At 71.9% G+C, this 21,781-nt stretch carries 28 protein-coding genes and 1 tRNA gene; 13 read left to right on the plus strand and 16 right to left on the minus strand.

The features are described from left to right. Positions 1–213: 213 nt before the first annotated feature. The 6 genes from C2142_RS20285 to C2142_RS20310 form a co-directional block, all read right to left on the minus strand. Positions 214–507: a Dabb family protein gene (locus C2142_RS20285; protein WP_148643967.1), complete on the minus strand. Its 294-nt coding sequence runs from the start codon at positions 505–507 to the stop codon at positions 214–216. 62 nt (positions 508–569) lie between these two features. Then, positions 570–734, minus strand: coding sequence for a hypothetical protein (locus tag C2142_RS20290; protein ID WP_174315669.1), 165 nt, complete (start codon positions 732–734; stop codon positions 570–572). Between the two features lie 451 nt (positions 735–1,185). Continuing rightward, positions 1,186–1,275: transfer RNA gene (locus tag C2142_RS20295), tRNA-Ser, on the minus strand. A gap of 102 nt (positions 1,276–1,377) precedes the next feature. Beyond that, a complete protein-coding gene (gene tadA / locus C2142_RS20300; RefSeq protein WP_148643968.1) occupies positions 1,378–1,917 on the minus strand; it encodes a tRNA adenosine(34) deaminase TadA in 540 nt (179 codons plus the stop codon). Positions 1,918–1,956: 39 nt separating this feature from the next. After that, entirely contained in the window at positions 1,957–2,505 is a 549-nt protein-coding gene (locus C2142_RS20305; RefSeq protein WP_148643969.1) for a tRNA adenosine deaminase-associated protein, read from the minus strand. 299 nt (positions 2,506–2,804) lie between these two features. Beyond that, complete coding sequence (locus C2142_RS20310; protein ID WP_148643970.1) at positions 2,805–3,029, minus strand: hypothetical protein; 225 nt, start codon at positions 3,027–3,029, stop codon at positions 2,805–2,807. 150 nt (positions 3,030–3,179) lie between these two features. Here C2142_RS20310 and upp point away from each other — a divergent pair, with 150 nt between their 5' ends. Further along, positions 3,180–3,815 (plus strand): uracil phosphoribosyltransferase, encoded by a 636-nt coding sequence (gene upp / locus C2142_RS20315; RefSeq protein ID WP_148643971.1) that lies wholly within the window; start codon positions 3,180–3,182, stop codon positions 3,813–3,815. Between the two features lie 73 nt (positions 3,816–3,888). Here upp and C2142_RS20320 read toward each other — a convergent pair whose 3' ends face one another. Both C2142_RS20320 and C2142_RS20325 read right to left on the minus strand, forming a co-directional pair. Further along, positions 3,889–4,551: a LytR C-terminal domain-containing protein gene (locus tag C2142_RS20320; protein WP_241003236.1), complete on the minus strand. Its 663-nt coding sequence runs from the start codon at positions 4,549–4,551 to the stop codon at positions 3,889–3,891. 235 nt (positions 4,552–4,786) lie between these two features. Then, entirely contained in the window at positions 4,787–5,083 is a 297-nt protein-coding gene (locus C2142_RS20325) for a type II toxin-antitoxin system VapB family antitoxin (RefSeq protein ID WP_030061387.1), read from the minus strand. 149 nt (positions 5,084–5,232) lie between these two features. Here C2142_RS20325 and C2142_RS20330 point away from each other — a divergent pair, with 149 nt between their 5' ends. Beyond that, on the plus strand, positions 5,233–6,915 hold the full coding sequence (locus C2142_RS20330; protein ID WP_148643973.1) for a helicase HerA-like domain-containing protein: 1,683 nt from the start codon (positions 5,233–5,235) through the stop codon (positions 6,913–6,915). A gap of 16 nt (positions 6,916–6,931) precedes the next feature. Here the strand turns inward: C2142_RS20330 and C2142_RS20335 are convergent, their stop codons facing one another. Both C2142_RS20335 and C2142_RS20340 read right to left on the minus strand, forming a co-directional pair. Continuing rightward, on the minus strand, positions 6,932–8,098 hold the full coding sequence (locus C2142_RS20335; protein WP_148643974.1) for a hypothetical protein: 1,167 nt from the start codon (positions 8,096–8,098) through the stop codon (positions 6,932–6,934). 131 nt (positions 8,099–8,229) lie between these two features. Continuing rightward, positions 8,230–8,904 (minus strand): rhomboid family intramembrane serine protease, encoded by a 675-nt coding sequence (locus tag C2142_RS20340; RefSeq protein WP_148643975.1) that lies wholly within the window; start codon positions 8,902–8,904, stop codon positions 8,230–8,232. A gap of 143 nt (positions 8,905–9,047) precedes the next feature. On the opposite strand from C2142_RS20340, the gene C2142_RS20345 reads away from it, so the two are divergent. Continuing rightward, positions 9,048–9,566 carry a YbhB/YbcL family Raf kinase inhibitor-like protein gene (locus tag C2142_RS20345; protein ID WP_148643976.1) on the plus strand — a complete coding sequence of 173 codons (519 nt, stop codon included), beginning with the start codon at positions 9,048–9,050 and terminating at the stop codon, positions 9,564–9,566. A gap of 12 nt (positions 9,567–9,578) precedes the next feature. Beyond that, a complete protein-coding gene (locus tag C2142_RS40100; protein WP_241002689.1) occupies positions 9,579–10,463 on the plus strand; it encodes a hypothetical protein in 885 nt (294 codons plus the stop codon). 7 nt (positions 10,464–10,470) lie between these two features. Here C2142_RS40100 and C2142_RS20355 read toward each other — a convergent pair whose 3' ends face one another. Continuing rightward, positions 10,471–11,442: a YafY family protein gene (locus tag C2142_RS20355; protein WP_148643977.1), complete on the minus strand. Its 972-nt coding sequence runs from the start codon at positions 11,440–11,442 to the stop codon at positions 10,471–10,473. A 96-nt stretch (positions 11,443–11,538) separates the two neighbouring features. Between C2142_RS20355 and C2142_RS20360 the strand changes: the two genes are divergently transcribed. Then, a complete protein-coding gene (locus tag C2142_RS20360; protein ID WP_148643978.1) occupies positions 11,539–13,026 on the plus strand; it encodes an MFS transporter in 1,488 nt (495 codons plus the stop codon). An 82-nt stretch (positions 13,027–13,108) separates the two neighbouring features. Continuing rightward, entirely contained in the window at positions 13,109–13,321 is a 213-nt protein-coding gene (locus C2142_RS20365; protein WP_148643979.1) for a KTSC domain-containing protein, read from the plus strand. A gap of 42 nt (positions 13,322–13,363) precedes the next feature. Here C2142_RS20365 and C2142_RS20370 read toward each other — a convergent pair whose 3' ends face one another. Together C2142_RS20370 and C2142_RS20375 are read right to left on the minus strand one after the other, a co-directional pair. Continuing rightward, positions 13,364–13,633: a DUF2087 domain-containing protein gene (locus C2142_RS20370; protein WP_148643980.1), complete on the minus strand. Its 270-nt coding sequence runs from the start codon at positions 13,631–13,633 to the stop codon at positions 13,364–13,366. A 54-nt stretch (positions 13,634–13,687) separates the two neighbouring features. Next, positions 13,688–14,329 carry a TetR/AcrR family transcriptional regulator gene (locus tag C2142_RS20375; RefSeq protein ID WP_148643981.1) on the minus strand — a complete coding sequence of 214 codons (642 nt, stop codon included), beginning with the start codon at positions 14,327–14,329 and terminating at the stop codon, positions 13,688–13,690. An 85-nt stretch (positions 14,330–14,414) separates the two neighbouring features. Here C2142_RS20375 and C2142_RS20380 point away from each other — a divergent pair, with 85 nt between their 5' ends. The 4 genes from C2142_RS20380 (at position 14,415) to C2142_RS20395 (ending at position 17,446) form a co-directional block, all read left to right on the plus strand. Then, a complete protein-coding gene (locus tag C2142_RS20380; protein WP_148643982.1) occupies positions 14,415–14,822 on the plus strand; it encodes a DUF4345 domain-containing protein in 408 nt (135 codons plus the stop codon). Between the two features lie 362 nt (positions 14,823–15,184). Beyond that, a complete protein-coding gene (locus C2142_RS20385) occupies positions 15,185–16,027 on the plus strand; it encodes a papain-like cysteine protease family protein (RefSeq protein ID WP_241002690.1) in 843 nt (280 codons plus the stop codon). 14 nt (positions 16,028–16,041) lie between these two features. Further along, positions 16,042–16,992 carry a hypothetical protein gene (locus tag C2142_RS20390; protein ID WP_148643983.1) on the plus strand — a complete coding sequence of 317 codons (951 nt, stop codon included), beginning with the start codon at positions 16,042–16,044 and terminating at the stop codon, positions 16,990–16,992. A gap of 112 nt (positions 16,993–17,104) precedes the next feature. Next, complete coding sequence (locus C2142_RS20395) at positions 17,105–17,446, plus strand: DoxX family protein (protein ID WP_148643984.1); 342 nt, start codon at positions 17,105–17,107, stop codon at positions 17,444–17,446. A gap of 83 nt (positions 17,447–17,529) precedes the next feature. On the opposite strand, the gene C2142_RS20400 is transcribed toward C2142_RS20395, so the two are convergent. Further along, positions 17,530–18,120, minus strand: coding sequence for an HhH-GPD-type base excision DNA repair protein (locus C2142_RS20400; protein WP_148643985.1), 591 nt, complete (start codon positions 18,118–18,120; stop codon positions 17,530–17,532). Between the two features lie 385 nt (positions 18,121–18,505). Between C2142_RS20400 and C2142_RS20405 the strand changes: the two genes are divergently transcribed. From C2142_RS20405 to C2142_RS20415, 3 genes are all read left to right on the plus strand, one after another. Then, entirely contained in the window at positions 18,506–19,420 is a 915-nt protein-coding gene (locus C2142_RS20405; RefSeq protein WP_148643986.1) for a hypothetical protein, read from the plus strand. 54 nt (positions 19,421–19,474) lie between these two features. Continuing rightward, entirely contained in the window at positions 19,475–19,669 is a 195-nt protein-coding gene (locus tag C2142_RS20410) for a type II toxin-antitoxin system VapB family antitoxin (RefSeq protein WP_148643987.1), read from the plus strand. A gap of 206 nt (positions 19,670–19,875) precedes the next feature. Continuing rightward, positions 19,876–20,649, plus strand: a complete 774-nt coding sequence (locus C2142_RS20415; protein WP_148643988.1) for a maleylpyruvate isomerase family mycothiol-dependent enzyme — start codon at positions 19,876–19,878, stop codon at positions 20,647–20,649. Between the two features lie 297 nt (positions 20,650–20,946). On the opposite strand, the gene C2142_RS20420 is transcribed toward C2142_RS20415, so the two are convergent. Together C2142_RS20420 and C2142_RS20425 are read right to left on the minus strand one after the other, a co-directional pair. Next, positions 20,947–21,378: a hypothetical protein gene (locus C2142_RS20420; RefSeq protein WP_148643989.1), complete on the minus strand. Its 432-nt coding sequence runs from the start codon at positions 21,376–21,378 to the stop codon at positions 20,947–20,949. A gap of 160 nt (positions 21,379–21,538) precedes the next feature. Then, positions 21,539–21,751, minus strand: a complete 213-nt coding sequence (locus C2142_RS20425) for a DUF397 domain-containing protein (protein ID WP_148643990.1) — start codon at positions 21,749–21,751, stop codon at positions 21,539–21,541. Positions 21,752–21,781: the final 30 nt, after the last annotated feature.

A 21,781-nucleotide genomic window follows, 5' to 3' on the forward strand; every position in this document is an offset into this window, starting at 1 on the left:
GGTTCATCACCTCGCCATGTCCGGCAAAACCGGTCATAGCATCACAAGAGGGGCGCAGGTCGGGCAAGCACCGCGTAGAGGTGTGTTGGTGGTGTGGGGGTGCTTCACCGGGTCTTCCGCCGCGGCCTCCGGAGGATCGTTCCGGGACAGAGCAAGGCGCCCCGCCCGGGTCTCGGGAGGGGCGCCGCGGTCCGTCCGGGGGATGTCCCGGGATCAGACCTCGATGTCGGCGATCACCCAGGTGGCGAACTCGCGCCACTGGCCGGCCGCGGCCTGGTGGGCCGGGTGGGTGAGGTAGGCCTGGAGCGCCTCACGGTCCTCGACCAGGCTGTTGATCGCGTAGTCGTGGGCGATGTCGCGCTCGGTGGTGTTCCAGCCGCACTCCCACTCGCGCAGCTCGGGGATGACCGGGCCGAGGGCCTCGAAGGCCTTGGCGCCGGCGAGCGCGCGCTCGTCGTCCTTGCTGACGCCTTCATTGAGCTTGAACAGGACCAGGTGCCGGATCACGATGCCGCTCCTCGCGGACGGGGGGTTGAGGGACGCGCCCACCGTAGCCGGTGCCGGAGCGGCTACTTCACCAGCCCGGTCATGAAGGTGCCGATCGCCTTGGCGGCGTTCGAGATGCCCTCGAAGCCCAGTTGGACGAGCTCGGCGGCGCGGGCCGGCGAGGTGATGATCGTGTAGAGCACGAAGACGAGCAGGAGAACCATGCCGATCTTCTTCGCCTGCGCCATCCGGTGGCCTTCCTCCCTGCTGTGGGCCGCCGCCATTCGGTCCCCGAGCGTCCCTCTGCATTGGGCAGCTTATCCACCGGACGGCCTATCAAGTGTGCGACGCGTTCGCCCGGCGGGACGAAGGTCCCCGTGAGTGGGGCCTTTCTCCGGGTGCCCCGGAGCGATGTGTCGAGCAGGATGGTTGATGTGCCGAGGATCTGGCAGGAATCCCCGGTGTGTGGATCCGGAGCTCCCCGCTGTGGGACCGGGCGCCGCGGCTTCCCCCGACGCGGCCCCGGTTGTGGGACTCCGCAGGGGGAGCGGTTGTTCCCCCCGAACCGCTCCCCCCTCCAGGCTCCGTGCTCGAAGAGCGTTGGTGGTCATCGGCTCAGGGCGCGGAGCCCTTTCCGTGTATGAGGGTGCGCGGAAACGACGAGGGCCCCGTCCGGTGCGGACGGGGCCCTCGTGTTGCTGGCGGTAGCGGTGGGATTCGAACCCACGGTGGAGTTGCCCCCACACACGCTTTCGAGGCGTGCTCCTTTGGCCGCTCGGACACGCTACCGAGGGGAACTCTACCGGACGGGTGGCTCCGTCACGAAATCCGTATCGGGAGGGGGTCCTGTGGGTGGCCTGCGGGGGTGTGCGGCGGGGTTCGACGGGGTGTTCAGCGGTGGGTGTCGAAGAAGGCGCGGAGCTGTTCGGCGCAGTCGTCGGCGAGGACGCCCGGGACGACCTCGGGGCGGTGGTTGAGCCGGCGGTCGCGCATCACGTCGAAGAGGGAGCCGGCGGCGCCGGCCTTCTCGTCGAGGGCGCCGTAGACCACCCGGTCGATCCGGGAGAGGACGATGGCGCCCGCGCACATGGTGCAGGGCTCCAGGGTGACCACGAGGGTGCAGCCGCTCAGGCGCCACTGGCCGGTCTTGGCGGCGGCCTCGCGGATGGCGACCACCTCGGCGTGGGCGGTCGGGTCGCCGACCGCCTCGCGCTCGTTGTGGCCGCGTCCGATCACCTCGCCGTCCGGGCCCAGGACGAGCGCCCCGACCGGGACGTCCCCGGTGGCCGGCGCCAGTGCGGCCTCGGCGATGGCGAGGCGCATCGGCGCCGCCCAGCGGTCGCGGACCGGGTCGGGGCGGACGGGGGCGGGGAGCGGGGCTATCTGCGGGACAGCCGGCGGGACTGTCTGGCGGGCGGACGCGGACTGCATGGCATCCAGTGTCCGGCATCCGGTGACGGGCACCGGTCGCTACCGGACCGCCTCCAGGACCTCGCCGCAGCCGAGGGCCTCGGCGATCTCCTCCAGGGCGTCGCCCGGAACGGCGCCCTCGCCGCTGAGGGCGAGCAGCTCCTCGGAGGGCAGCCCGAACTCGGAGAGCAGGTGGGAGTCGCCCAGCGGGCCGACCGGGACGCCGCCGCGGGTGCCCGCGTCGTCGTCCTCCTCCGGCTCCTGCGCCTGCTCCTCGTCCTCCAGCTCGGCGACCAGGTTGTCGAGGTCGCCGAACTCGCTCTCGCCGGCCTGGTCGACCAGCTCGTCGGTGAGGACGGAGCCGTACGAGCTGCGGGCGGCGGCGGCGCCGTCCGACACGAAGATGCGCGGGTCCTCCTCGCCGTCGACCCGGACGACGGCGAACCAGGCGTCCTCCTGTTCGATGAAGACCAGGACGCTGTCGTCGTCCTGGGCCGCCTCGCGGGCCAGATCGGCCAGATCGACCAGGGTTTCGACGTCGTCGAGTTCCGTCTCGCTCACATCCCACCCGTCCTCGGTGCGAGCAAGCACTGCAGCGAAGTACGCCACCAGGGACACTCCCAAGATCTCGGTCTCGGCTGTCGGCGCTCTCGGGCAACGCGGAACCTGGCCGCCCCCGCGCCAGAGGCGGTCCGCTGTTCGGACCGTCCCATCGGAATCGTGACAGAAAGCCCGCCGTTGCGGGGGGTGTTCGGCAGCGCGTCTTTGCAGGTCGTGTCGGAAGGACTGGCCGGGGGCCGGTGTACGCCCGCCGGGGCGCGCCGAGACCGCTCGAACGGCGGTTGCACGGTGGCCGGAGGGGAGCCCGGGGGAAACGGGGGAGTGATCCGGAGGGGACGGGAGGCCGTTCAGATCCGGAAGGTTCGCATCCGCAGGGCTTCGCGCATCCGCCGTTCCTTGGTCCGGCGGGGCTGCACCCGCTCACGCAGTTCGCGCGCCTCGGCGAGCTCGCGCAGGAAGACGGCCCGCCGCTTGCGGCGTTCCGCCTCGGTCTCCGGAAGGTCCGGGCGCCCGCCCGACGGGCCCGGGAGCCCGTCCGCCGAGCCGTCCCCGGTCCTCGGGTTGCTCGTCATACGACGTGACTTTCCCAGATCGGCCCGGTTGATACCACAGGAGGCCGTTCCGTCCTGAGAGCCGCGGTGCGTCACGGCGTGTCACGGCAGGGTGAACACGGCAGGCCGCGGCGTGTCGTACGGGCGTCCGGGCCGGGCTAACCTCGATGTATGCGGATCCACGTCGTCGACCATCCCCTGGTCGCCCACAAGCTCTCCACCCTGCGCGACGAGCGCACCGACTCGCCGACCTTCCGTCGCCTGACCGACGAGCTGGTGACCCTCCTCGCCTACGAGGCCACCCGGGACGTCCGCACCGAGGAGGTGGAGATCACCACCCCCGTGGCGGTCACCACCGGCACGCGGCTGAGCTACCCGCGCCCGCTGGTGGTGCCGATCCTCCGGGCCGGCCTCGGCATGCTGGACGGGATGACCCGGCTGCTGCCGACCGCCGAGGTCGGCTTCCTCGGCATGGTGCGCAACGAGGAGACCCTGGAGGCCTCCACCTACGCCACCCGGATGCCGGACGACCTCTCCGGCCGCCAGGTCTACGTGCTCGACCCGATGCTGGCGACCGGCGGCACGCTGGTCGCGGCGATCCGCATGCTGATCGAGCGGGGCGCCACCGACGTCACCGCCGTGGTGCTGCTGGCCGCGCCCGAGGGCGTCGCGGTGATGGAGAAGGAGCTGACCGGCCTTCCGGTCACCGTCGTCACCGCCGCGGTCGACGAGCGGCTGAACGAGAACGGCTACATCGTCCCCGGCCTGGGCGACGCGGGCGACCGCCTCTACGGCACCGCGGGCTGAGCACCTCCCCCGAACAGCTGAGAGCCCCCCGGCACCGTGCCGGGGGGCTCTCGTACGTCCGGGGCCGGGCCGCTCAGCAGCTGCCGGTGGCGCTCGGGGTCGGGGAGGGCTTGGTGGCCAGGGCCAGTGCCGCGGCGGCCTGGGTCTCGTCCAGCAGGGCGTTGTAGCTGTCGCCGACGACGACGTCCACGCTGCTGTCGGTGCGGGCGTCGGTGCTGATGGTGGCCCCGGCGATCTGCGAGCTGATCAGGGTGGCGGCTCCGGCGCCGGCCGGGCCGGCGATCACCACGGCGGTGCCGGGCACCTTCTTGTCGAGCTCGGCCGGGGCGTTGCCCTTCTTGTCCACGGTGAAGCCGCGCTTCGTGAACTCGTCGGCGGTCCGCCCGGCCAGGCCGGACTTGGTGGTGGCGTTGAAGACGTTCAGCTTGAAGCCGGTCGGCTGCGGGATGGCGTGCGGGTCGCCGCCGGGGGCGCCGGGGGACGCGTCCGGGGTGGGGGTGGGCGCGGCCAGCGCCTTGCCGGACGGCGAGGCGCAGGCCTGGGCGGAGGCGTTCTTGCCCTTGCCGGTGAAGATGTCGTAGAGCTGGACGCCGCCGAGCGCGATGAGCGCCAGTGCGAGCAGCGAGCCGATCAGGGCCATGACCTTGCGGCTCTTCTTGGGGGGCCGGCCCAGCCGTGGATAGCTGTTGCCGGTGATGCGGTACTGCTTCCCCTTCAGGCCTTGGGGAGTCAACATGCTCACGGTTTGTCTCCCCCTCGTGCCAGGGCGGGGATCGGGTGACGGGTCGGCCGGGGTTGGCGTTCGCCGTGGTCGCGGCCGTAGTCAGCAGACTAGTGCCGGACGGCTGTGAAGGTACTAAATGATCATCATCTGGAGCACGCCGGTACCCGAACGGAGGTATCCGGGTACGAACCGACCGCCTTCCGGCGGACGGCCGGAAGGCGGTGCGGGGGCACGCGGGAGCGGCCCGTCACTCCATTTCGAGGACACGGGCGTGCAGCACCTGGCGCTGTTGCAGCGCGGCGCGCACGGCCCGGTGCAGCCCGTCCTCCAGGTAGAGGTCGCCGTGCCATTTCACGACGTGGGCGAAGAGGTCGCCGTAGAAGGTGGAGTCCTCCGCGAGGAGGGTCTCCAGGTCGAGTTGGCCCTTGGTGGTCACCAGCTGGTCCAGCCGCACCGGGCGCGGGGCGACGTCCGCCCACTGGCGGGTGCTGGTCCGGCCGTGATCCGGGTACGGCCGCCCATTGCCGATGCGCTTGAAGATCACACGGAAAGCCTACCGTTTGGGCGGCGGATGGCCCAGCAGCCGCGGCGCCGCCACGCGCTCCAACGTGAGCTGCGGGCGGACGATTGCGGCTGTTTCATGGGAAATGTCGCGAACGTCGTTCCTCAGCTCTGCCTCTGGAGTGTGATCCGATGTCCACCGCCGAGCCGCCGGCCCCCGCCGAGCCGCCGGCCCCCGCCGGGCCGCCGTCCACCACCGTCCTGCCCGCCCGGGTGCGGGAGATCGCCGACGGGTACGCCTTCACCGGGCCGGCCCTCGACCTCGGTGCGGTGCTGCTGGACGGCACCGCCCACGCCGGCGCCCAGGTGCGGGTGCCGCTCGGGGTGCTCAACCGCCACGGACTGGTGGCGGGCGCCACGGGCACCGGCAAGACCAAGACCCTCCAGCTGATCGCCGAACAGCTCTCCGCGCAGGGCGTGCCGGTGTTCCTGGCCGACGTCAAGGGCGACGTCTCCGGCGTCTCCGTACCCGGTACGCCGAGTGAGCGGACCACCGCCCGTGCCGCCGAGGTCGGGCAGAGCTGGTCGCCGCAGGGCTGCCCGGCCGAGTTCTACGCACTCGGCGGCCTCGGCACCGGAATCCCGGTCCGGGCCACCGTCACCAGCTTCGGCCCGCTGCTGCTCGCCAAGGTGCTGGACCTGAACGAGACCCAGGAGTCCTCGCTCGGGCTGGTCTTCCACTACGCCGACCGCAGCGGCCTGGAGCTGTACGACCTCAAGGACCTCACCGCCGTCATCACCTTCCTCACCTCGCCGGAGGGCAAGGAGGAGCTGAAGGGCATCGGCGGCCTCTCCGCTGCCACCGCCGGGGTGATCCTGCGTTCGCTGACCCTGCTGGAGGACGAGGGCGCGGGGGCGTTCTTCGGCGAGCCGGAGTTCGACACGGCCGAGCTGTTGCGGACGGCGGATGGGGACACCTCCCGCCCGGAGGGTGGGGGAGGGCGGGGCGTCGTCTCGGTGCTGGAGCTGCCCGCGGTGCAGGACCGGCCGCGGCTCTTCTCCACCTTCCTGATGTGGCTGCTGGCCGACCTCTACCAGGAGCTGCCCGAGGTGGGGGACCTGGAGAAGCCCAAGCTGGTCTTCTTCTTCGACGAGGCGCACCTGCTGTTCAACGGCGCGTCCAAGGCCTTCCTGGAGGCGATCACCCAGACCGTCCGGCTGATCCGGTCCAAGGGCGTCGGGATCTTCTTCGTCACCCAGACGCCGAAGGACGTCCCGTCGGACGTGCTGGCCCAGCTGGGCAACCGGGTGCAGCACGCGCTGCGGGCCTTCACCCCGGACGACGCCAAGGCGCTCAAGGCGACGGTCTCGACCTTCCCCAAATCCTCCGCGTACGACCTGGGTGAGCTGCTGACCTCGCTCGGCACCGGCGAGGCGGTGGTGACGGTGCTCTCGGAGAGGGGCGCGCCGACGCCGGTGGCGGCGACCAGGCTGCGGGCGCCGCAGTCGCTGATGGGGCCGGTCGAGGCGGGGGCGTTGCGGGCGGTGGTGGACGCGTCCGCCCTGACGGCCCGGTACCGGGACGCGGTCGACCGCGAGTCGGCGTACGAGAAGCTGGCGGCGCGGGCGGCGCGACCGGAGGCCGCCCCGGTGGCGGAGCCCGCGCCCCCGGGCGGGCAGGAGCCCCCGGCGGGGCGCGCGTCCTCGGGGAGCGGACGGGAGCAGAAGGAGGAGCGGGAGGAGAAGGACGGCGGCGGGCTGCTCGGGGCGCTGATGAGCAACGCGGCGCTGAAGTCCTTCGCCCGCTCGGCCGGGACGCAGCTCGGCCGGGAGATCTCGCGCAGCCTGTTCGGGACGTCCCGGCGGCGGCGCTGAGGCAGCGCTCCGGGGCCTACCCGGCGAGGGCGGCGCCGATCCGGTCCATCGAGGAGAGCCGCATCAGGCCGTAGTTGTAGAACTCGACCTCCGGCACGCCCAGCTCGCGCAGGGTGGCGATCTTGGCGGCGAGGTTGGCCGGGCCGTCGCAGTCCGAGGCCGTCGGACGCAGGATCACCGCCATCTCCTGCGGGCGGACGCCGTGCAGGGCGAAGGCGGCGATCTTCTCGCGGACGGCCTCCGGGGTCCTCGCGTAGCCGAGGGTCTCGATCTGGTCGGCGGCCTTGGTGAGCGCGGGCAGGTCGATGCCGGAGAGCCAGCCCTTCCCCGGGCCGCCGCCGTCCATGAAGCTCAGCCGCATGCCGTGCCGCCGCGCCTCCGCGGCCACCTCGGCGGCCAGCGAGGTCACCGTCGCGGCGGAGGCGTCCACGTAGGCGGCGAACGCGCCGCCGGCCAGTTCGTCCAGGGCGCCCGGTGCGGCGGCGGCCGCGTCGTCGGCCAGCCGGCGGCGCAGTTCGGCGCGGACGGCCGTGGCCACCTCGTCGGCCGGCACGCCGGCGCGGGTGGCGGCGGTGCGGCAGTGGTCGCAGAAGCAGATGCCGAGCAGGGCCTCGGCGACCGGGCCCAGCTCCTCGAAGTAGCGCTCGTGGTGGTAGCCGTGGCGCAGGCCGTGGAAGTGCAGCGACTCGGCCCGGATCGCGTCCACCCCGTACCGGGCCAGCTCGCCGACCAGGGTCACCGCGTACTCGCGGACCTCCGGGGCGGCCGGGCAGAGCTCGGTCAGGTGACGGTCGCCGAAGGCGTTGGCGGGCGCGCAGTCCGGGTGCTCGAAGCCGAGCCGGTCGTTGTGGCAGAAGACCGTCCAGGCGTGCAGCCTCAGTCCGCGGCGCCCGGCCTCGGCGGCGGCCTCGGCGAAGGGGTCGCGGTCGCCGATCGCGGTGGAGGGGGCGGGCCGCAGCCGCCGGCCGGCCCAGCGGGCGGGGTCGGGCCGGAAGTAGGCGGCGCCGGGCTCCAGGTAGCGGATCACCCGGTGCGGGTTGTGCGGGAAGACGTCCCGGGCCTCGTGGTAGACCGAGGCGAGGGTGACGCCGCCGACGCCCGCCCGGTCGGTGAGGTTGCCGAAGAAGGTGTCGGGGCCTTCGTCGAGCAGGTCGGTGGCGAAGGCGAGGACGGACGACTCCACGGTGCGGCTCCGGAGCAGGGGGCGGGTGCCCTCCCACGCTAGCCGGAGGGGGTGGGCTGGTCTAGACCTGGCCGGCCGGGCGCGCCTGCGGCACGTCTGCCGCCTCGGGCCCCGCAGGCCCTCGGTGTGGCTCAGAGGCCCAGGTCCTCCAGCTCCTTGTGCAGGGCCGCCCGGGGGCCGGTCGTGGTGGCTGCGGTCGCGGCGGCCGGTCGCGGGGCGGCGGACGCGCGCGGGCTCCGGTTGCGGAAGAGCCAGGCGCCGACGAGGCCGCCGAGCAGCCCGCCGAGGTGGCCCAGCCAGCTGATCCCCGGGTCGCCGGGCAGGACGCCGAGCAGGACGTACGCGTACACCGCCGCGATCACGACGCCGACGACCGCGTCCAGCGGGTTGCGGTCGAGGAGGCCTCGCAGCACCACGTAGCCGAAGTAGCCGTAGACCATGCCGCTCGCGCCGACCGTCACCGCCTCGGGCCGCTCGAACAGCCAGATCGTCAGGCCGCCGGTGAGGAGGATGACCAGGGAGACCCAGAGGAACTTCTTCATGCCGCGGTAGGCGGCGAGGAAGCCGAAGGCGAAGAGGGGCCAGGAGTTGGCCTCGATGTGTTCCCAACTTCCGTGCAGCAGCGGCATGGTGAACATGTCCGGAAGTTCGTCCAGGCGCTGCGAGCGCAGGCCCCACTCGCGGGAGAGCCCGTAGTCGTCCGTCCAGTTCACCAGCTGCACCAGCCAGATGACGGCCAGGACGCCGAGCATGGTGAAGAGCGCGCGGCGGGAGTCGGTGAGCAGGCGGGCGAGTTTGGAGGCCATGTCCCGACTGTAGGACGGGGCGGCCCGTGGTGGCACCCCACTACAGTGAATCGCGTCATTCGGCCTGGTCCGAGCCGTTCCCGGCTCCCCCGGCCGTCCTTGGCCGTCCGCGGCCGTTCCGGCTTGTCGAGAGGTGACCATTCATGAGTGTCCGTCCGCCGCTGCCGTACGAGTTCCTGCCGCAGGTGCCCTCCTTCCCGCTGACCAGCGAGGACATCACCGAAGGCGGCACGCTGGCCAAGGAGTTCGTCTACTCCGGCGGCAACCTCTCGCCGCAGCTGGCCTGGTCCGGCCTCCCGGAGGGCACCCGGTCCATCGCCGTCACCTGCTACGACCCGGACGCCCCGACCGGTTCCGGCTGGTGGCACTGGCTCGCCCTCAACCTGCCCGCCGGCACGGCGGCCCTGGCGCGCGGCGCCGGTTCGTCCGACGCCGGCCTGCCCGGCGAGGCGTCCTTCCACGCCCGCAACGACTTCCCCGGCCACAAGTACGACGGCGCCGCCCCGCCGCCCGGCGCCCCGCACCGGTACGCGTTCGCCGTGCACGCGCTGGACGTGGACGCGCTGGACGTCACCGCCGACACGCCGGCGGCCCAGGTCGGCTTCCACATCACCTTCCACACGCTGGCGCGCGCGGTGATCACCGCCGAGTTCGGCGTCTGAGATTCTTCTCGGATGAACGATCCGGTTGAGGTCTGGCGGCTGCCCGAGCAGGAGTTCAAGGCGGGCCGCCGGGCCTTCGGATGGACGGTGGGGCCGGGCGGCGAGCTGGTCGTGCTGGTGGTGTCCGAGGAGCAGCTGTCGAACGCCTACGGCTGGGTGCGCCTCGACCTGCCCTGCGACGCCGAGTTGGTGACGGTGACGCCGGAGGGCGAGTGGCGGATGCTGCTGCGCGGCGTCACCGTCCACCCGGACCACCTGGCGCTGCTGCCCGGCGGCCGGACCCTGGTGGCGTGTGCCGGCGCCGACGAGCTGGCGGACGGGTGGGAGCGCAACGCCGTCGTGCACGGGCCCGACGGCCTGCCCGCCCGGGAGCTGACGCTCGGCCACGACATCCAGGCACTGGTGACCGACCGCGACGGCCGGATCTGGACGGCCTACGGGGACGAGGGCGTTTACGGCGACCACCCCGCCTCGCAGACCGGGCTGCACGGGATGGACGCGGCCGGCCGCACGGTGTGGAGCCCGGGGCGGGGCGAGCTGCCCGGGCACCCGCTGGAGGGGCTCGCCGCCGCCACCGAGGGCCGGGCTGTCTGGCTGGCCTGGTACCCGGACACCAAGGGGAGCTTCCTCACCCGGGTCGATCCCTCGGGCGGGCCGTCGTCGTCGCTGCCGCTCCCGGTGCGCGAGCCGGTCGGGTTCGCCGTCGGCGGTGACCGGGCGGTCTTCCTGGACCACCGGTCCGGGCTGCTCTGGGCCGAGCGCGTCGGAGACGGCTGGAAGGAGCTCCGGCGCGCGCCGCTCGGCCTGCCGGGCGAGCTGGACCGGCAGCGGGCGTACGGGCGCAACGGGGTGCTCTGGTTCCGGTCGGGGAACGGCTGGTACCGGGTGGCGGCCTGACGGGGCGCTACCGGCCGCCGTTGTCCGCCGCCCGGTTGGCGCGGGCGGCGAGGGCGCGCAGGTGGGTGTGCATCTCCGGGGGATCGTGCACCTCGAACTCGCAGCCCAGCATGAGCAGGCGCATCGCCAGGTAGTCCAGCGAGTCGGCCCGGGAGCGGAGGCGGCAGCTCCGGTCGTCGAGCGGTTCGACCGTGGTGTCGTTGGCGTGGCTGATCCAGCGCTCGACCTCGGTGGCGGGCATGTGCAGGGTCGCCACCAGGGTGTGGACGGCCGCGGGCCGGCGGAGCTTGCTCGCCACGTACGCGGCCGCGTCCTCGGCGGGGAGTTCGCGCGGGGTGAAGCGGACTCCGGTGGCGAACGGCTCGCTGATCCGGTCCACCCGGAAGAGCCGCCAGTCGTCGCGGTCGAGGTCGAACCCGACCAGGTACCAGCGCCGCCCGGCGGAGACCAGGCGGTCGGGCTCGACCTGGCGGCGGGTCTCGGCGCCGTCGGCGGCCCGGTAGCCGAAGCGGAGCCGCTCCCGGGCGGCGACGGCGCCCGCGAGCACGGTGAGGTCCTCGGGGTCGACGGTCGCCCCGTCGCCGGTGAGCAGCGGGACGGTGGCCGTGTTCAGCGTGCCGACCCGGTGGCGCAGGCGGCCCGGCAGCACCTGGAGCAGCTTGCCGAGCGCACGGACGGACGCCTCCTCGATGCCGACCACGGCGTGCCCGGCCGCCGCCCGGAGGCCGACCGCGATGGCCACCGCCTCCTCGTCGTCCAGCAGCAGCGGCGGCATGGCCGTCCCCGCCACCAGCCGGTAGCCGCCGACCGCGCCCATCGTCGCCTGCACCGGGTAGCCCAGCTCGCGCAGCCGGTCGATGTCGCGCCGGATCGTCCGCGGGCTGACCTGGAGGCGCTCGGCCAGCTCGCTGCCGGGCCACTCGCGCGGGGTCTGGAGGAGGGAGAGCAGGTTCAGCAGCCGTGCCGGGGTGTCCGTCATGGCCTCCAGGATGCCGGACAACGCGGACAGGATCTGACCTACATCCCCCCTATCGTCGTCGACGTGCCGAAGAGCGAGGTAGTGGAGGAGAGCGTGATGGGTGCAGTGGAACCGGGGGTGGTGTCCGACCGGCGGAGGTGGATAGCGCTGGCGATCGTGATGACGGCCTCGTTCATGGACCTGGTGGACGTCACCATCGTGAACATCGCCGTCCCGAGCATCCAGGCCGACACCGGTGCCTCGTTCAGCGCCGTCCAGTGGGTGACCGGCGGCTACGCGCTGGCCTTCGCGATCGGGCTGATCACCGGCGGGCGGCTGGGCGACATCTACGGCCGCAAGCGGCTCTTCCTGCTCGGCATCGGCGGGTTCACCGTCGCCTCCGCGCTGTGCGGCCTGGCGAGCGGCGCCGAGATGCTGGTCGCGATGCGGGTGGTGCAGGGCGGGACGGCCGCGCTGATGGTGCCGCAGGTGCTGTCGATCATCCACGCGACCTTCCCGGCGGAGGAGCGCGGCAAGGTGTTCGGCCTGTTCGGCGCGGTGGTCGGCCTCGGCGCCGTCTCCGGCCCGCTGATCGGCGCGCTGCTCACCGAGTGGGACCTCTTCGGCCTGGCCTGGCGGCCGATCTTCCTGATCAACCTGCCGGTCGGCATCGCCGGCCTGCTGCTCGGCCGCGCGTTCATCGGGGAGTCGCGGGCGGAGAAGGCGCTGAAGCTGGACCTGGTGGGCGTGCTGCTGGTCAGCGTCGGCCTGCTGATGCTGATCTACCCGCTCACCCACGGCCGGGAGGCCGGCTGGCCGCTCTGGGGCTACCTGTCGATGGCCGGTTCGCTGCCGGTGTTCGCGCTGTTCGTCGCCTACGAGCGGGTCAAGACGCGGCGGGACGGCTCGCCGCTGGTGGAGCTGTCGCTGTTCCGGGTGAAGAGCTTCGCGGCCGGCATCGGCGTGCAGCTGACCTTCGGCGTCGCCACCGGGATCTTCTTCCTGGTCTGGACGCTCTACATGCAGCTGGGCCTGGGCTGGAGCCCGCTGAAGGCCGGGACGACCGGCATCCCGTTCTCGATCGCCGTCTCGGTGGCCGCCGGGGTCTCGGTGCAGAAGCTGGTGCCGCGCTTCGGGCGCAAGGTGCTCCAGGCGGGCGCGCTGGTGATGGCGGCGGGCGTGGTCACGTACATCTGGGAGGCCGAGCGGTACGGGACGGCCATCGCGCCGTGGCAGATGGCGCTGCCGCTGGTGGTGATGGGCCTCGGGATGGGCCTGATCGTCGCGCCGATCACGGACGCCGTCCTGGCCGAGGTGCCGCGCGAGCACGCCGGCTCGGCGTCCGGGCTGATCAACACGGTGAACCAGATGGGGAACGCGCTGGGGCTGGGCCTGGTGTCGGTGGCGTTCTTCGGCCGGATCGACGACGTGATCGCGCCGGAGGCGGTGGGCGCCGCCTTCAACGGGGCGTTCGTCCACGCGATGTGGTGGGTCGTGGGGGTGATGGCGGCGGTGTTCCTGCTGATGTGCGCGCTGCCGCGGCGGAAGGCGGCGGTGGTTGCGGACGCCGTCGCGGCCGAGGACCAGGTGCCCGTCCTGGTCTGACGGCCCCCGGATGGTTGACGGCGGGTGACAGGCCCCGGTCGCGGTGCGCGGCCGGGGCCCTCGTGCGCACACTGGAAGGGCCATGGACCGTACGGCGGTGGACTCGTCGGTGCTGCGCTCGGTCGGTTACGACGCGGCGCTGCTCGTGCTGGAGCTGGAGTTCACCGGCGGGCGCGTCTACGTGTACGAGGCCGTGCCCGGGCGGGTGCACCGGGAGCTGATGGCGGCGGAGAGCCACGGGCGGTACTTCGTCCGGGAGATCAGGGGGCGCTACGCGTACCGGCGCCTGGCCTGAAGCCGGTGCTGGGCCTGAAGCCCGGCGCTGGACCACCCGTTGCTACGCCACCCGCCGGTAAGTGCTGCCGTCCTCGGGGCGGGCGAGGTGGCCGCCCTCGACCAGGAAGCGGCGCAGGGCCGGGTAGTCGTCGTGGACCGTCCGCAGCACGTCGTTGACCTCGCGCTCGGTGTAGGCGCGGTCCGGCTCGAACAGGGTGCCGGTGAGGTGCGTGAGCAGCTGCTGACGGCGGGCCGCCCTGCGGGGGATCGCGGGCAGGCGGCCGTCGGCGGAGAAGAGCGCGGACACGCCGGGGGCGGTGGCATCGGTCATCCGTCGAGCGTCGCCCGGCGGGTGATCGGCGGGCAACCCGTTTTCGCCCGTCCGCTACCGCGGCCAGTCCGGGGCGGGGTCGGTGGCGAGGAGCGGGCGGAGGGCCCCCAGGACGGCGCCGATGCAGACGTCGCGCAGCTCGGTGCGGGTGCAGGTCTCCTTGGTGAGCCAGTCCACGCAGAGCACCTGGACGAAGACCAGCCAGCTCTTCAGGACCCCGGACACCGCCTCGCGCGCGTCGGCGTCGGCGAGCGGGAGGACGCCCAGCAGCCGGGCGCGGAGGGCGTCCAGCTCGTTGGTCATGATCGTCTGGATCACCGGGTCGCCGGCGAGCACCCGGTTGGCGGCGAGGACGGCGTTGCGGTTGGCGACGAAGTAGTCGAGGTGGGTGTCCATGCCCTGGATCAGCTGCTCGACCAGCGTGTCGGCGGGGTCGAACCGTGTCCCGGCGAGCAGTTGGTCGGCCGCCTGCTGGTAGACCGCCGCGAAGAGCTCCTGCTTGCCGGGGAAGTGCCGGTAGAGCAGCGCGCGCGAGACGCCGGCCTCCGCGGCGACGTCCTCCATCAGCACGTCCTCGTAGGGGTGGGCGGCGAAGAGCCGCGCGCTGACGGCGAGGAGCTGGGCGCGGCGGTCGGCGGGGCTGAGCCGTTGGCGTCGCGGGCTCTGCTGGTGCGGGCGCTGCTGGTGGGGAGGCACGGGGGAATCCTACTTGACACGTGTCTACTAGCGGGCGCCTACTTAAGTAGACGTGTGTCAACCAGCTCCGAGGGGTGAGTCGGTCATGACCAGAGCCAAGGCGCTGTGGGTACTCGCGTGGGCGATGGGGGTCGTGGACGTGGCGATCGGGCTGTTCCACGTCCTGGGCGGCAACACCGCGATCCCGGGCGCGGCGGACGCGGGCCCGACGATCGACAGCATGGGCCGCTTCTTCGGCGCGATATTCGTCGGGTACGGGCTCGCGTGGATCTGGGCCGCCCGGCAGACGCCGATCCCGGCGGCGGCCGTCCGGATGCTGACCGGCGTCTTCCTGCTCGGCGCGCTCGGACGGGTGCTCTCGATCGCGGTGGAGGGGTGGCCGCACGGGTTCCAGGTGGGGCTGATGGTGCTCGAACTCGCCCTGTCGCCGCTGTACTTCTGGCTCGCCGACGCGGACGAGAAGGCGGCCCGGGCGGAGCCCGGGCGGGCGTAGGCGACCGTGCGCAAGTGGGCGGGCGATGCCGGCGGGTGCTCCATAAGTCCTGCTTCGGGATGTCGAATCGCCGCTTCTGAACCCTCATCGACAGTAACATTGCACTAACTGTGTGCAATTTTACGCATTCGTGAGATGTCCTGGAATTTTCTCGGATCGGTAATGATTGCGTAACTGTGGACTAGGCCATTATAGCCACTGATGGGCAACGAGGCGGCCAGTGGCGAAAAGTGACTGAACGTCATGGTGTGATGTTGAAAACGGGGTCATCTCCCCCGGAATTGCTCGTTCCGGTTGTTGTGCGTCTCTGCCAGAATCCCCAGAATTCGGTTTCACCGTAAACGGGGAGTGAGATCTGACGCATGAACAGACACCGTAGGAAGTCACGTCGGGCGGCGGTGGTGGCGGCCGCCGCCACCCTCCTGGCCGGCACGATCGCGTTCGGCGTGGGTGCGATAGCCCAGGCCGACCTGATCAAGGGCACTGTCGTCGGGGGACAGGGCAACTTCAGCACCGTCAACGAGCGTGTGCTCCCATCGCTTTCGGCCCGGAGCACCGGTCAGGCCCAGGTGGGCGACCGGATCCCGATGGTCTGCCGCACCACGGGCGACACGGTCGAGAGCAACAACCGCTGGATCTGGTCCGGCGCCTTCTACATCGCCGACGCCTTCATCAGGGAGAACACCGGCAACCTGCCGGTCTGCAGCTCCACCCGGCCGACCAGCTGGACGGCGCTCGACATCACCATGCAGAAACAGGTCCAGGACCAGTGGTGTTGGGACGCCTCCGGCCTGACCATCGCCAACTACTGGGGCTACACCCAGTACAACCAGTACGACTTCTGCCGCCTCGCCGCGCAGGGCCGCTGGCTCGACTGCAACGACAAGCCCGCGACGCTGGAGGACATGGCCGGTGGCCTGTCCCGGATCGGCTTCCGCAACAGCGGCTACAGCCTGAACCGCAACGCTTCGTTCAGCGAGGTTGCCAACGAGATAGCCGGCGGACGCCCGCTCGCCGTGCGGATCGGCTGGCGGTCCGGCGGTGGCCACATGAACGTCATCTACGGCTACGACAGCACCAGCAACATGATCGCGGTGGGCGATCCGTGGCCCAGCACGCAGACCTACACCTGGTGGAACTTCGACACCTACGTCAACAACAACTCGTTCCAGTGGACCCACTCACGAACGGGCATCCACGCATGAGGAGGCGAACAGGCATGCAGAAGCGGAGCGTTGTCGCTCTGACCGCCGCAGTGCTGGTGGGAGTGGGCGCCGTCGCGACGCCGGCGTGGGCCGACGGCGGGAGCGGCGGTACGGGCGGGAGCGCCGCGAGTGACGTGCCGGACTACGGCGCCGCGCAGCAGGTGCTCCGCTCTGGCCAGACCCAGACCACCGTCTCCCGCTTCCTCGGCGCGGCGAAGAACGCCGCCACGCCCGGGGGCGGGGGCACGGGTGCCGACGGCGGTGCCACGGGCGCGCGACCGAACGCCCCGAAGGCGGCGGGGGCACCGTCGTTCGAACTGAAGGACCCGGTCCCGCTGTACGAGCTGGCGCCGGACTTCGTCTCGGGCAAGGCCCAGCCGGCGGCGCAGAACGCGCTGAGCCTGTCCTACCTCGCCTCGCGGGTGAACGCCGCCGACGGCCACCAGGCGGCCGTGCTGCTCGCACCCCAGCCGAAGGGCGGCAGCGGCTGGCAGCTGGCCGGCATCCGGGACGGCGACAGCGAGGTCAAGCTGGCGGAGGGCGCCACCGCCGGCGCCCGTACCTTCAGCGAGTCGCAGATCCACGCCTGGTATCGACTCACGCCGAGCGGGGATGTCGTGCCGCTCAACTCCGAGGCCACCAAGGGGCTGGGGGGCAAGCAGAGCGTCACGCTGGCCGCGTACCAGAAGCTCGTGTCCGGGCGGTACGCGGACAAGCAGCCCGGCTCCGGGTACGACCAGAAGGGTCTGGCCGGCGGTTTCGGGCTGGCGGACGCCCAGGCGGCGGCCGGGGCTCAGACGGTGGCCGAGCCGGTGGCCGACGCGCAGCCGGTGGTCGAGGCACAGCCGGTGGCATCGGCGGAGTCGCACTCCGCGGGGGCCTGGCAGGCCGCTGTCGTCGGGGCCGCGGTGGTGGTTGCCGGCGGTGGGATCTACCTACGCCGTCGCCGCGCAGCGGATCGCTGAGGGCCCGGAAGGTTTTTTCGGCGCTCGTGTCACACGCGGGCGGTGCGGCGGGTCAGAGGGGCGAAAGAGCGCGATCGACCCGCCTGGCACCACCCGATGAGGAGAACCTCCGATGTCCACCACTTACGTCGTCGTCACCGTGCTGGCCGCCTTCATGGCGGGTTTCTCCGGCGGGGCGATCTTCTTCAAGGCCGCGTTCGTGGTGGACCCGCTGGTCGAGTACGGGGTGCCGCGTTCGTGGTGGAACTGGCTGGGTGCGGCGAAGGCCGCCGGTGCGGCCGGCCTGGTGGCCGGCCTGTTCCTGCCGGTGATCGGGGTGTTGGCGGCGATCGGCCTGGTGCTCTACTTCGCCGGGGCCGCCGTCACCGTGATCCGGGCCCGCTCGTACGCCCACGTCGTGTGGCCGCTGATGTACCTGGCTCCGGCCGCCGCCTCGCTGGTGCTGTTCGCCTGAGACGCCTGAGCCGGCCAGAACGGAGGCTCCCCGACGCGCCGGTCCCGGCACTCCTCGTGAGTGCCGGGACCGGGCGGGTGGGGTCAGGCCTTGGCCTTGGCCTCCTTGGCGGCGCGCTTGACCTCCTGCTTGTGGGCGCGGACCTTCTCCAGGGACTCCGGGCTGGTGATGTCCGCGACCGAGTGGTACGACCCCTCCTCGCCGTACGTGCCCGCCGCCTCGCGCCAGCCCTCGGGCTGCACGCCGTACTGCTTGCCGAGCAGGGCGAGGAAGATCTGCGACTTCTGCTTCCCGAACCCGGGGAGGGCGTTGAGGCGACTGAGCAGCTCCCGGCCGGACTTGGCGTCCCGCCAGATCCCGGTTGCGTCGCCGTCGTACTGGGCGACGAGGAACTGGCAGAGCTGCTGCACCCGTTTGGCCATCGCGACCGGGTAGCGGTGGACGGCCGGTTTCTCGGAGAGCAGCGCGACGAACTCCTCCGGGCTGTACACGGCGATCTCGTGTGCGTCGAGGTCGTCCCGCCCGAGCCGCTGCGCGATGGTGAGCGGACCGGTGAACGCCCATTCCATGGGTACCTGCTGATCGAGCAACATCCCGACGAGCGCGGCGAGCGCGCTGCGCCCGAGCAGCGCGTCGGCCTCGGGCTGCTGTGCGAGCCGAACGGTGACGTTCATGGGAAAGCCCTCCTCGGATGTGGAGACTCGGGTCGCGGCCCAGTCTGGTGGACGGGGCGGGAGGGGGAGGGGTCAACACGCCAGGGGGTGGTGATTCCCTGGAAACGCTGGGTGGTTCGTTGGCAGAGTTATTGCGTCGTCGCACATTGCGCGGAGTATTGGTCTGCTCTGCCCGGCGTGAGGGCTGATCAATCGTGTCCGGATCGATTTGATTGGCCGGGGCCGGTTCAATCAAGTGCGGGCTGGAATGGTCGATTGACGGCGAAAATGTCAACGGGCTTTGTGTGCACGGTTGTTGTGGTACGTTCCGTGGCCTCATGGAAAAATAGTCGACCCCGGCAGCGCGCCAACGCTCCGGGGCCAGGCACCAGGAGTAGAGCTCCAGATGCACATCCATCGTACCGAACTGGTACGCAACTTCACCGTGCTTCCCAACGGCCTGTTGCAGGACCGGCGGCTCAGCTACACCGCCCGCGGGCTGCTCGCCGACCTCCTCTCCCGCCCCGACGGCTGGCGGGAGGACGGGCGGCACATGGCCGACACCAGCCCGCAGGGGCGCGGCCCCGTCCGCCGGGCGCTGAAGGAACTGACCGAGGCCGGGTACTACCGGGTCGAGAAGATCCGGATGCCGGACGGGAGGATCCGCAGCGAGGCCCACGTCTACGACACCCCGCAGCGGGCGCTTCCGGGTGCCACCCGTCCGGCGGCCGGTGAGGCGGGGGCCGGCTCCGCAGGCGTCCCTGTAGTAAAGAACCGGAAGCAAGAACCCACCCTCCCCGCGGAGTTGGCCGACGAGGCCGACGAGGCCGGGGTGCTCGGGGTGGTCGGGGCGTCGGACGAGCAGGTCCGGGAGGCGGTGGCCGTGCTGTTCCGGGCGATCCGCCCGGAGCCCCGGTTACGGCTGGGCGAGCCGGAGGCCGTGGCGCTGGCGCCGCTCGTCGCGCAGTGGCTGGAGCGGGGCAGTACGGCGGCGGACCTGACCCGGGCCCTGTTGCCCGCCCTGCCCGTCCCGATGCACTCGGCGGCCGGGGTGCTGCGGTACCGGCTGGTGCAGAAGATGCCGCCCGTCCCTGAGGCCGGCCCGCCCCCGGTGGCGCGGCTCGCCGAGTGCGCCGAGTGCCGCGATCCGGTGCCGCAACCGGGCATCTGCGGCGCCTGCGCGGGAGTTGAGCGGCGCCCGGCACCCGCCGCCGGGGGCGCGGCGGTCACAGTCGGGGGCGTGGCGCGGGCCCGGGCGATCCTGCTGGCCGGCAAGGCCGCCCTGGCGGGCCCCCGCCCGGCGGTGGCACCGGCCGGTTGAGGCAGCGGGGGCCTATCACAGGGATGAGTACTGCCTGATCGAGGAGGTGGGCTCATGAGCCGGACAGTGATCGATCTGGATGACGAACTGCTCGCGGACGTGGCCAAGGCTCTCGGGACCAGAACCAAGAAGGACACGGTCAACACCGCTCTTCGTGAGGTGCTGGAGAACAGGAAGGCTGCGCCGGCCCTTGCCGGGCTGCGTGCCACAACGGACGAAGGGTGCGGATTGCCGGGAGTGACTTCGTAGGCCAAGCAGCGAGTTGGTAGCGGGCCTGGTGGTTGCGCCGGTGCTCTTGGCCCAGATGGCAGGTCCAGTAGCGGTCGAAGCCGCCGTTGGCGAGCAGTGCACGGAGTTTCAGGACGGCTTCGGCGCCGGCGCTCCGCCCGGCCGTCGACGCGTTCGTCCGACAAATTCGCTACCTGGCGGCCGGAGCACCGCGATACACAACCGACGTGCAAAACATCTTGGAGTTCCCCGAGGTCCTGCGGCTGATCGAAGACCGCTCGGCCGCGTTCCGCGCCGCGATCGCGTCCGCCCCCGACCTTGACGTCCAGGTCCCGACCTGCCCGGACTGGACGCTGCGCGAACTGGCGCAGCACCTCGGCGACGGCCGCCGCCGCCAGGCCGCCATCGTCGCGGCGGGCCCGGGCGCCGAGCCCCCGGCGAGGACGGACCCGAAGGGCGCCCCGACCGCGCCCCGCGACCGCGAAGCCCTGGACGCCTGGCTCGCCGAGTCGACCGAGCTCATGCTCGACGCGATGCGCGAGGCCGGCCCGGACCGCGGCTGCTGGACCTGGTGGGGCCGCTCGCAGGCCCCGGAGACCAGCGGAGCCGTGGCCCGGCACCAGATCCAGGAGATCGCCGTCCACACCTACGACGTCCAGCTCACCCAGGGGGCCGCACAGCCGCTGCCGACGGACGTCGCGGTCGAGGGCGTCGACGAGTTCCTGACGACCGTCTCGGCGACGACCGTCCCCTGGCCGTTCAAGCCGGCGACCATCGACCTGCACACGACCGAGGGCCGCTCCTGGCGCCTGACCCTCAACGCCGACGGCGTCCGCTGCGACGACCTCGCCGCCGACGCGGAGCCGGGCGACATGGTGATGCGAGGCGCAGCGAGCGAACTGGTCCTCTACTTCTACGATCGCATCCCGCTCGACAGCCTGGAGAACACCGGCGACACCGAGCCGATGGAGCAGCTCGCAGACTGGGACCCGAACGCGTAGAACGCGCACTTGTGACGCATCTGTCGATGGTGCGCGCGCTCCTGCAGGCGCCACTGGGCCCGGGGTTGCGGACATCGCGCGGCTGCGGGCAGGCTGCGGGCCTGCTGTTCAAGGGCGAAGGGCGCACCGGCGGGCGGCTCGCGCTCACTTGGGCAGCATGCCAGGCGTACACCTGGCAGGGGCGTTTCACAGTCCCGGTGATCATGTGAGTCCGCAGGCCGTGGCGGCGTGACGAGTCCGGGCCGCCGTCACCCCTTCCACATGCGAGGCGGGGCGGCGGCGGCCGGCGGGTGAGGCCTACTCGTGGAACTCGAAGATCCAGGCCTGGCCGAGGTTCTCCGGCTCCAGCGGACGCAGCGCCGTCATCGGGGGGAAGATCCGGAGCAGGCTGAGGTCCACCACCAGTTCGACACCGTCGACCGGGCCGCCGGGGACGACGACATGGAACATGAACGGCTCGGCGGACTGCCGGAGCTGCCACTCGGTGGCCTGCGAGGAGCCGCGGAGCATCTTGTTGATCTCCGGAACGCCGTCGAAGCTGAGGTACGTTCCGTGCCGCAGGTTCTTGATGGTGACGTTGCCGTTGGAGAGGCCCCCGACGTGCCACTCCTGCTCACCGGGCTGACCGGTCGGCGGCAGGACGACCGCAGGGGCCTTCTCGTCCTGGAGCGTCAGGTACTGCTCGCCGCGCTTGGCGATTCCATAGGGGCCGTTGGGGATCGGTGCCATGGCAGGTGTCTCCTCGGGAGGGGAACTCGTCGGTGCGGTGCTCCAGCCGGAGCGCACACACACGATCCTTGCCGTGAGACCGTGCTACGCGCGATGGGCTCGCCCAGCGGTCGTCCGATCGGGTGACGTGGACCGGGGACGGGCGGGCGCGCGGCGGCTGTCAGGCGTCGAACTCGCCGGTGTGGACGGCGGTGAGGAAGGCGCTCCAGGCGGTCGGGGTGAACGTGAGGGCGGGGCCGCTCGGGTCCTTACTGTCACGCACCGGGACGAGGCCGGGGAATCCGGGGGCCACCTCGACGCACTCGCCGCCGTTTCCCCCCGAGTAGCTGCTCTTGCGCCACGCCGCGTTCGTCAGATCGAGGGCTTGGGACACTGTTGCTCAGTCCTCTCATGATGCGGTGGA

It is taken from the genome of Streptomyces sp. CB01881 (genome assembly GCF_002953255.1).
Classification (GTDB): domain Bacteria; phylum Actinomycetota; class Actinomycetes; order Streptomycetales; family Streptomycetaceae; genus Kitasatospora.

Bases quoted from the DNA above. Each gene is read 5' to 3' on its own strand.
- C2142_RS20290 (WP_174315669.1), bottom strand. From the start codon at position 734: ATGGCGCAGGCGAAGAAGATCGGCATGGTTCTCCTGCTCGTCTTCGTG.
- tadA (WP_148643968.1), bottom strand. From the start codon at position 1,917: ATGCAGTCCGCGTCCGCCCGCCAGACAGTCCCGCCGGCTGTCCCGCAG.
- C2142_RS20310 (WP_148643970.1), bottom strand. From the start codon at position 3,029: ATGACGAGCAACCCGAGGACCGGGGACGGCTCGGCGGACGGGCTCCCG.
- upp (WP_148643971.1), top strand. From the start codon at position 3,180: ATGCGGATCCACGTCGTCGACCATCCCCTGGTCGCCCACAAGCTCTCC.
- C2142_RS20320 (WP_241003236.1), bottom strand. From the start codon at position 4,551: ATGTTGACTCCCCAAGGCCTGAAGGGGAAGCAGTACCGCATCACCGGC.
- C2142_RS20330 (WP_148643973.1), top strand. From the start codon at position 5,233: ATGTCCACCGCCGAGCCGCCGGCCCCCGCCGAGCCGCCGGCCCCCGCC.
- C2142_RS20340 (WP_148643975.1), bottom strand. From the start codon at position 8,904: ATGGCCTCCAAACTCGCCCGCCTGCTCACCGACTCCCGCCGCGCGCTC.
- C2142_RS20345 (WP_148643976.1), top strand. From the start codon at position 9,048: ATGAGTGTCCGTCCGCCGCTGCCGTACGAGTTCCTGCCGCAGGTGCCC.
- C2142_RS40100 (WP_241002689.1), top strand. From the start codon at position 9,579: ATGAACGATCCGGTTGAGGTCTGGCGGCTGCCCGAGCAGGAGTTCAAG.
- C2142_RS20355 (WP_148643977.1), bottom strand. From the start codon at position 11,442: ATGACGGACACCCCGGCACGGCTGCTGAACCTGCTCTCCCTCCTCCAG.
- C2142_RS20360 (WP_148643978.1), top strand. From the start codon at position 11,539: ATGGGTGCAGTGGAACCGGGGGTGGTGTCCGACCGGCGGAGGTGGATA.
- C2142_RS20365 (WP_148643979.1), top strand. From the start codon at position 13,109: ATGGACCGTACGGCGGTGGACTCGTCGGTGCTGCGCTCGGTCGGTTAC.
- C2142_RS20370 (WP_148643980.1), bottom strand. From the start codon at position 13,633: ATGACCGATGCCACCGCCCCCGGCGTGTCCGCGCTCTTCTCCGCCGAC.
- C2142_RS20380 (WP_148643982.1), top strand. From the start codon at position 14,415: ATGACCAGAGCCAAGGCGCTGTGGGTACTCGCGTGGGCGATGGGGGTC.
- C2142_RS20385 (WP_241002690.1), top strand. From the start codon at position 15,185: ATGAACAGACACCGTAGGAAGTCACGTCGGGCGGCGGTGGTGGCGGCC.
- C2142_RS20390 (WP_148643983.1), top strand. From the start codon at position 16,042: ATGCAGAAGCGGAGCGTTGTCGCTCTGACCGCCGCAGTGCTGGTGGGA.
- C2142_RS20395 (WP_148643984.1), top strand. From the start codon at position 17,105: ATGTCCACCACTTACGTCGTCGTCACCGTGCTGGCCGCCTTCATGGCG.
- C2142_RS20400 (WP_148643985.1), bottom strand. From the start codon at position 18,120: ATGAACGTCACCGTTCGGCTCGCACAGCAGCCCGAGGCCGACGCGCTG.
- C2142_RS20405 (WP_148643986.1), top strand. From the start codon at position 18,506: ATGCACATCCATCGTACCGAACTGGTACGCAACTTCACCGTGCTTCCC.
- C2142_RS20410 (WP_148643987.1), top strand. From the start codon at position 19,475: ATGAGCCGGACAGTGATCGATCTGGATGACGAACTGCTCGCGGACGTG.
- C2142_RS20420 (WP_148643989.1), bottom strand. From the start codon at position 21,378: ATGGCACCGATCCCCAACGGCCCCTATGGAATCGCCAAGCGCGGCGAG.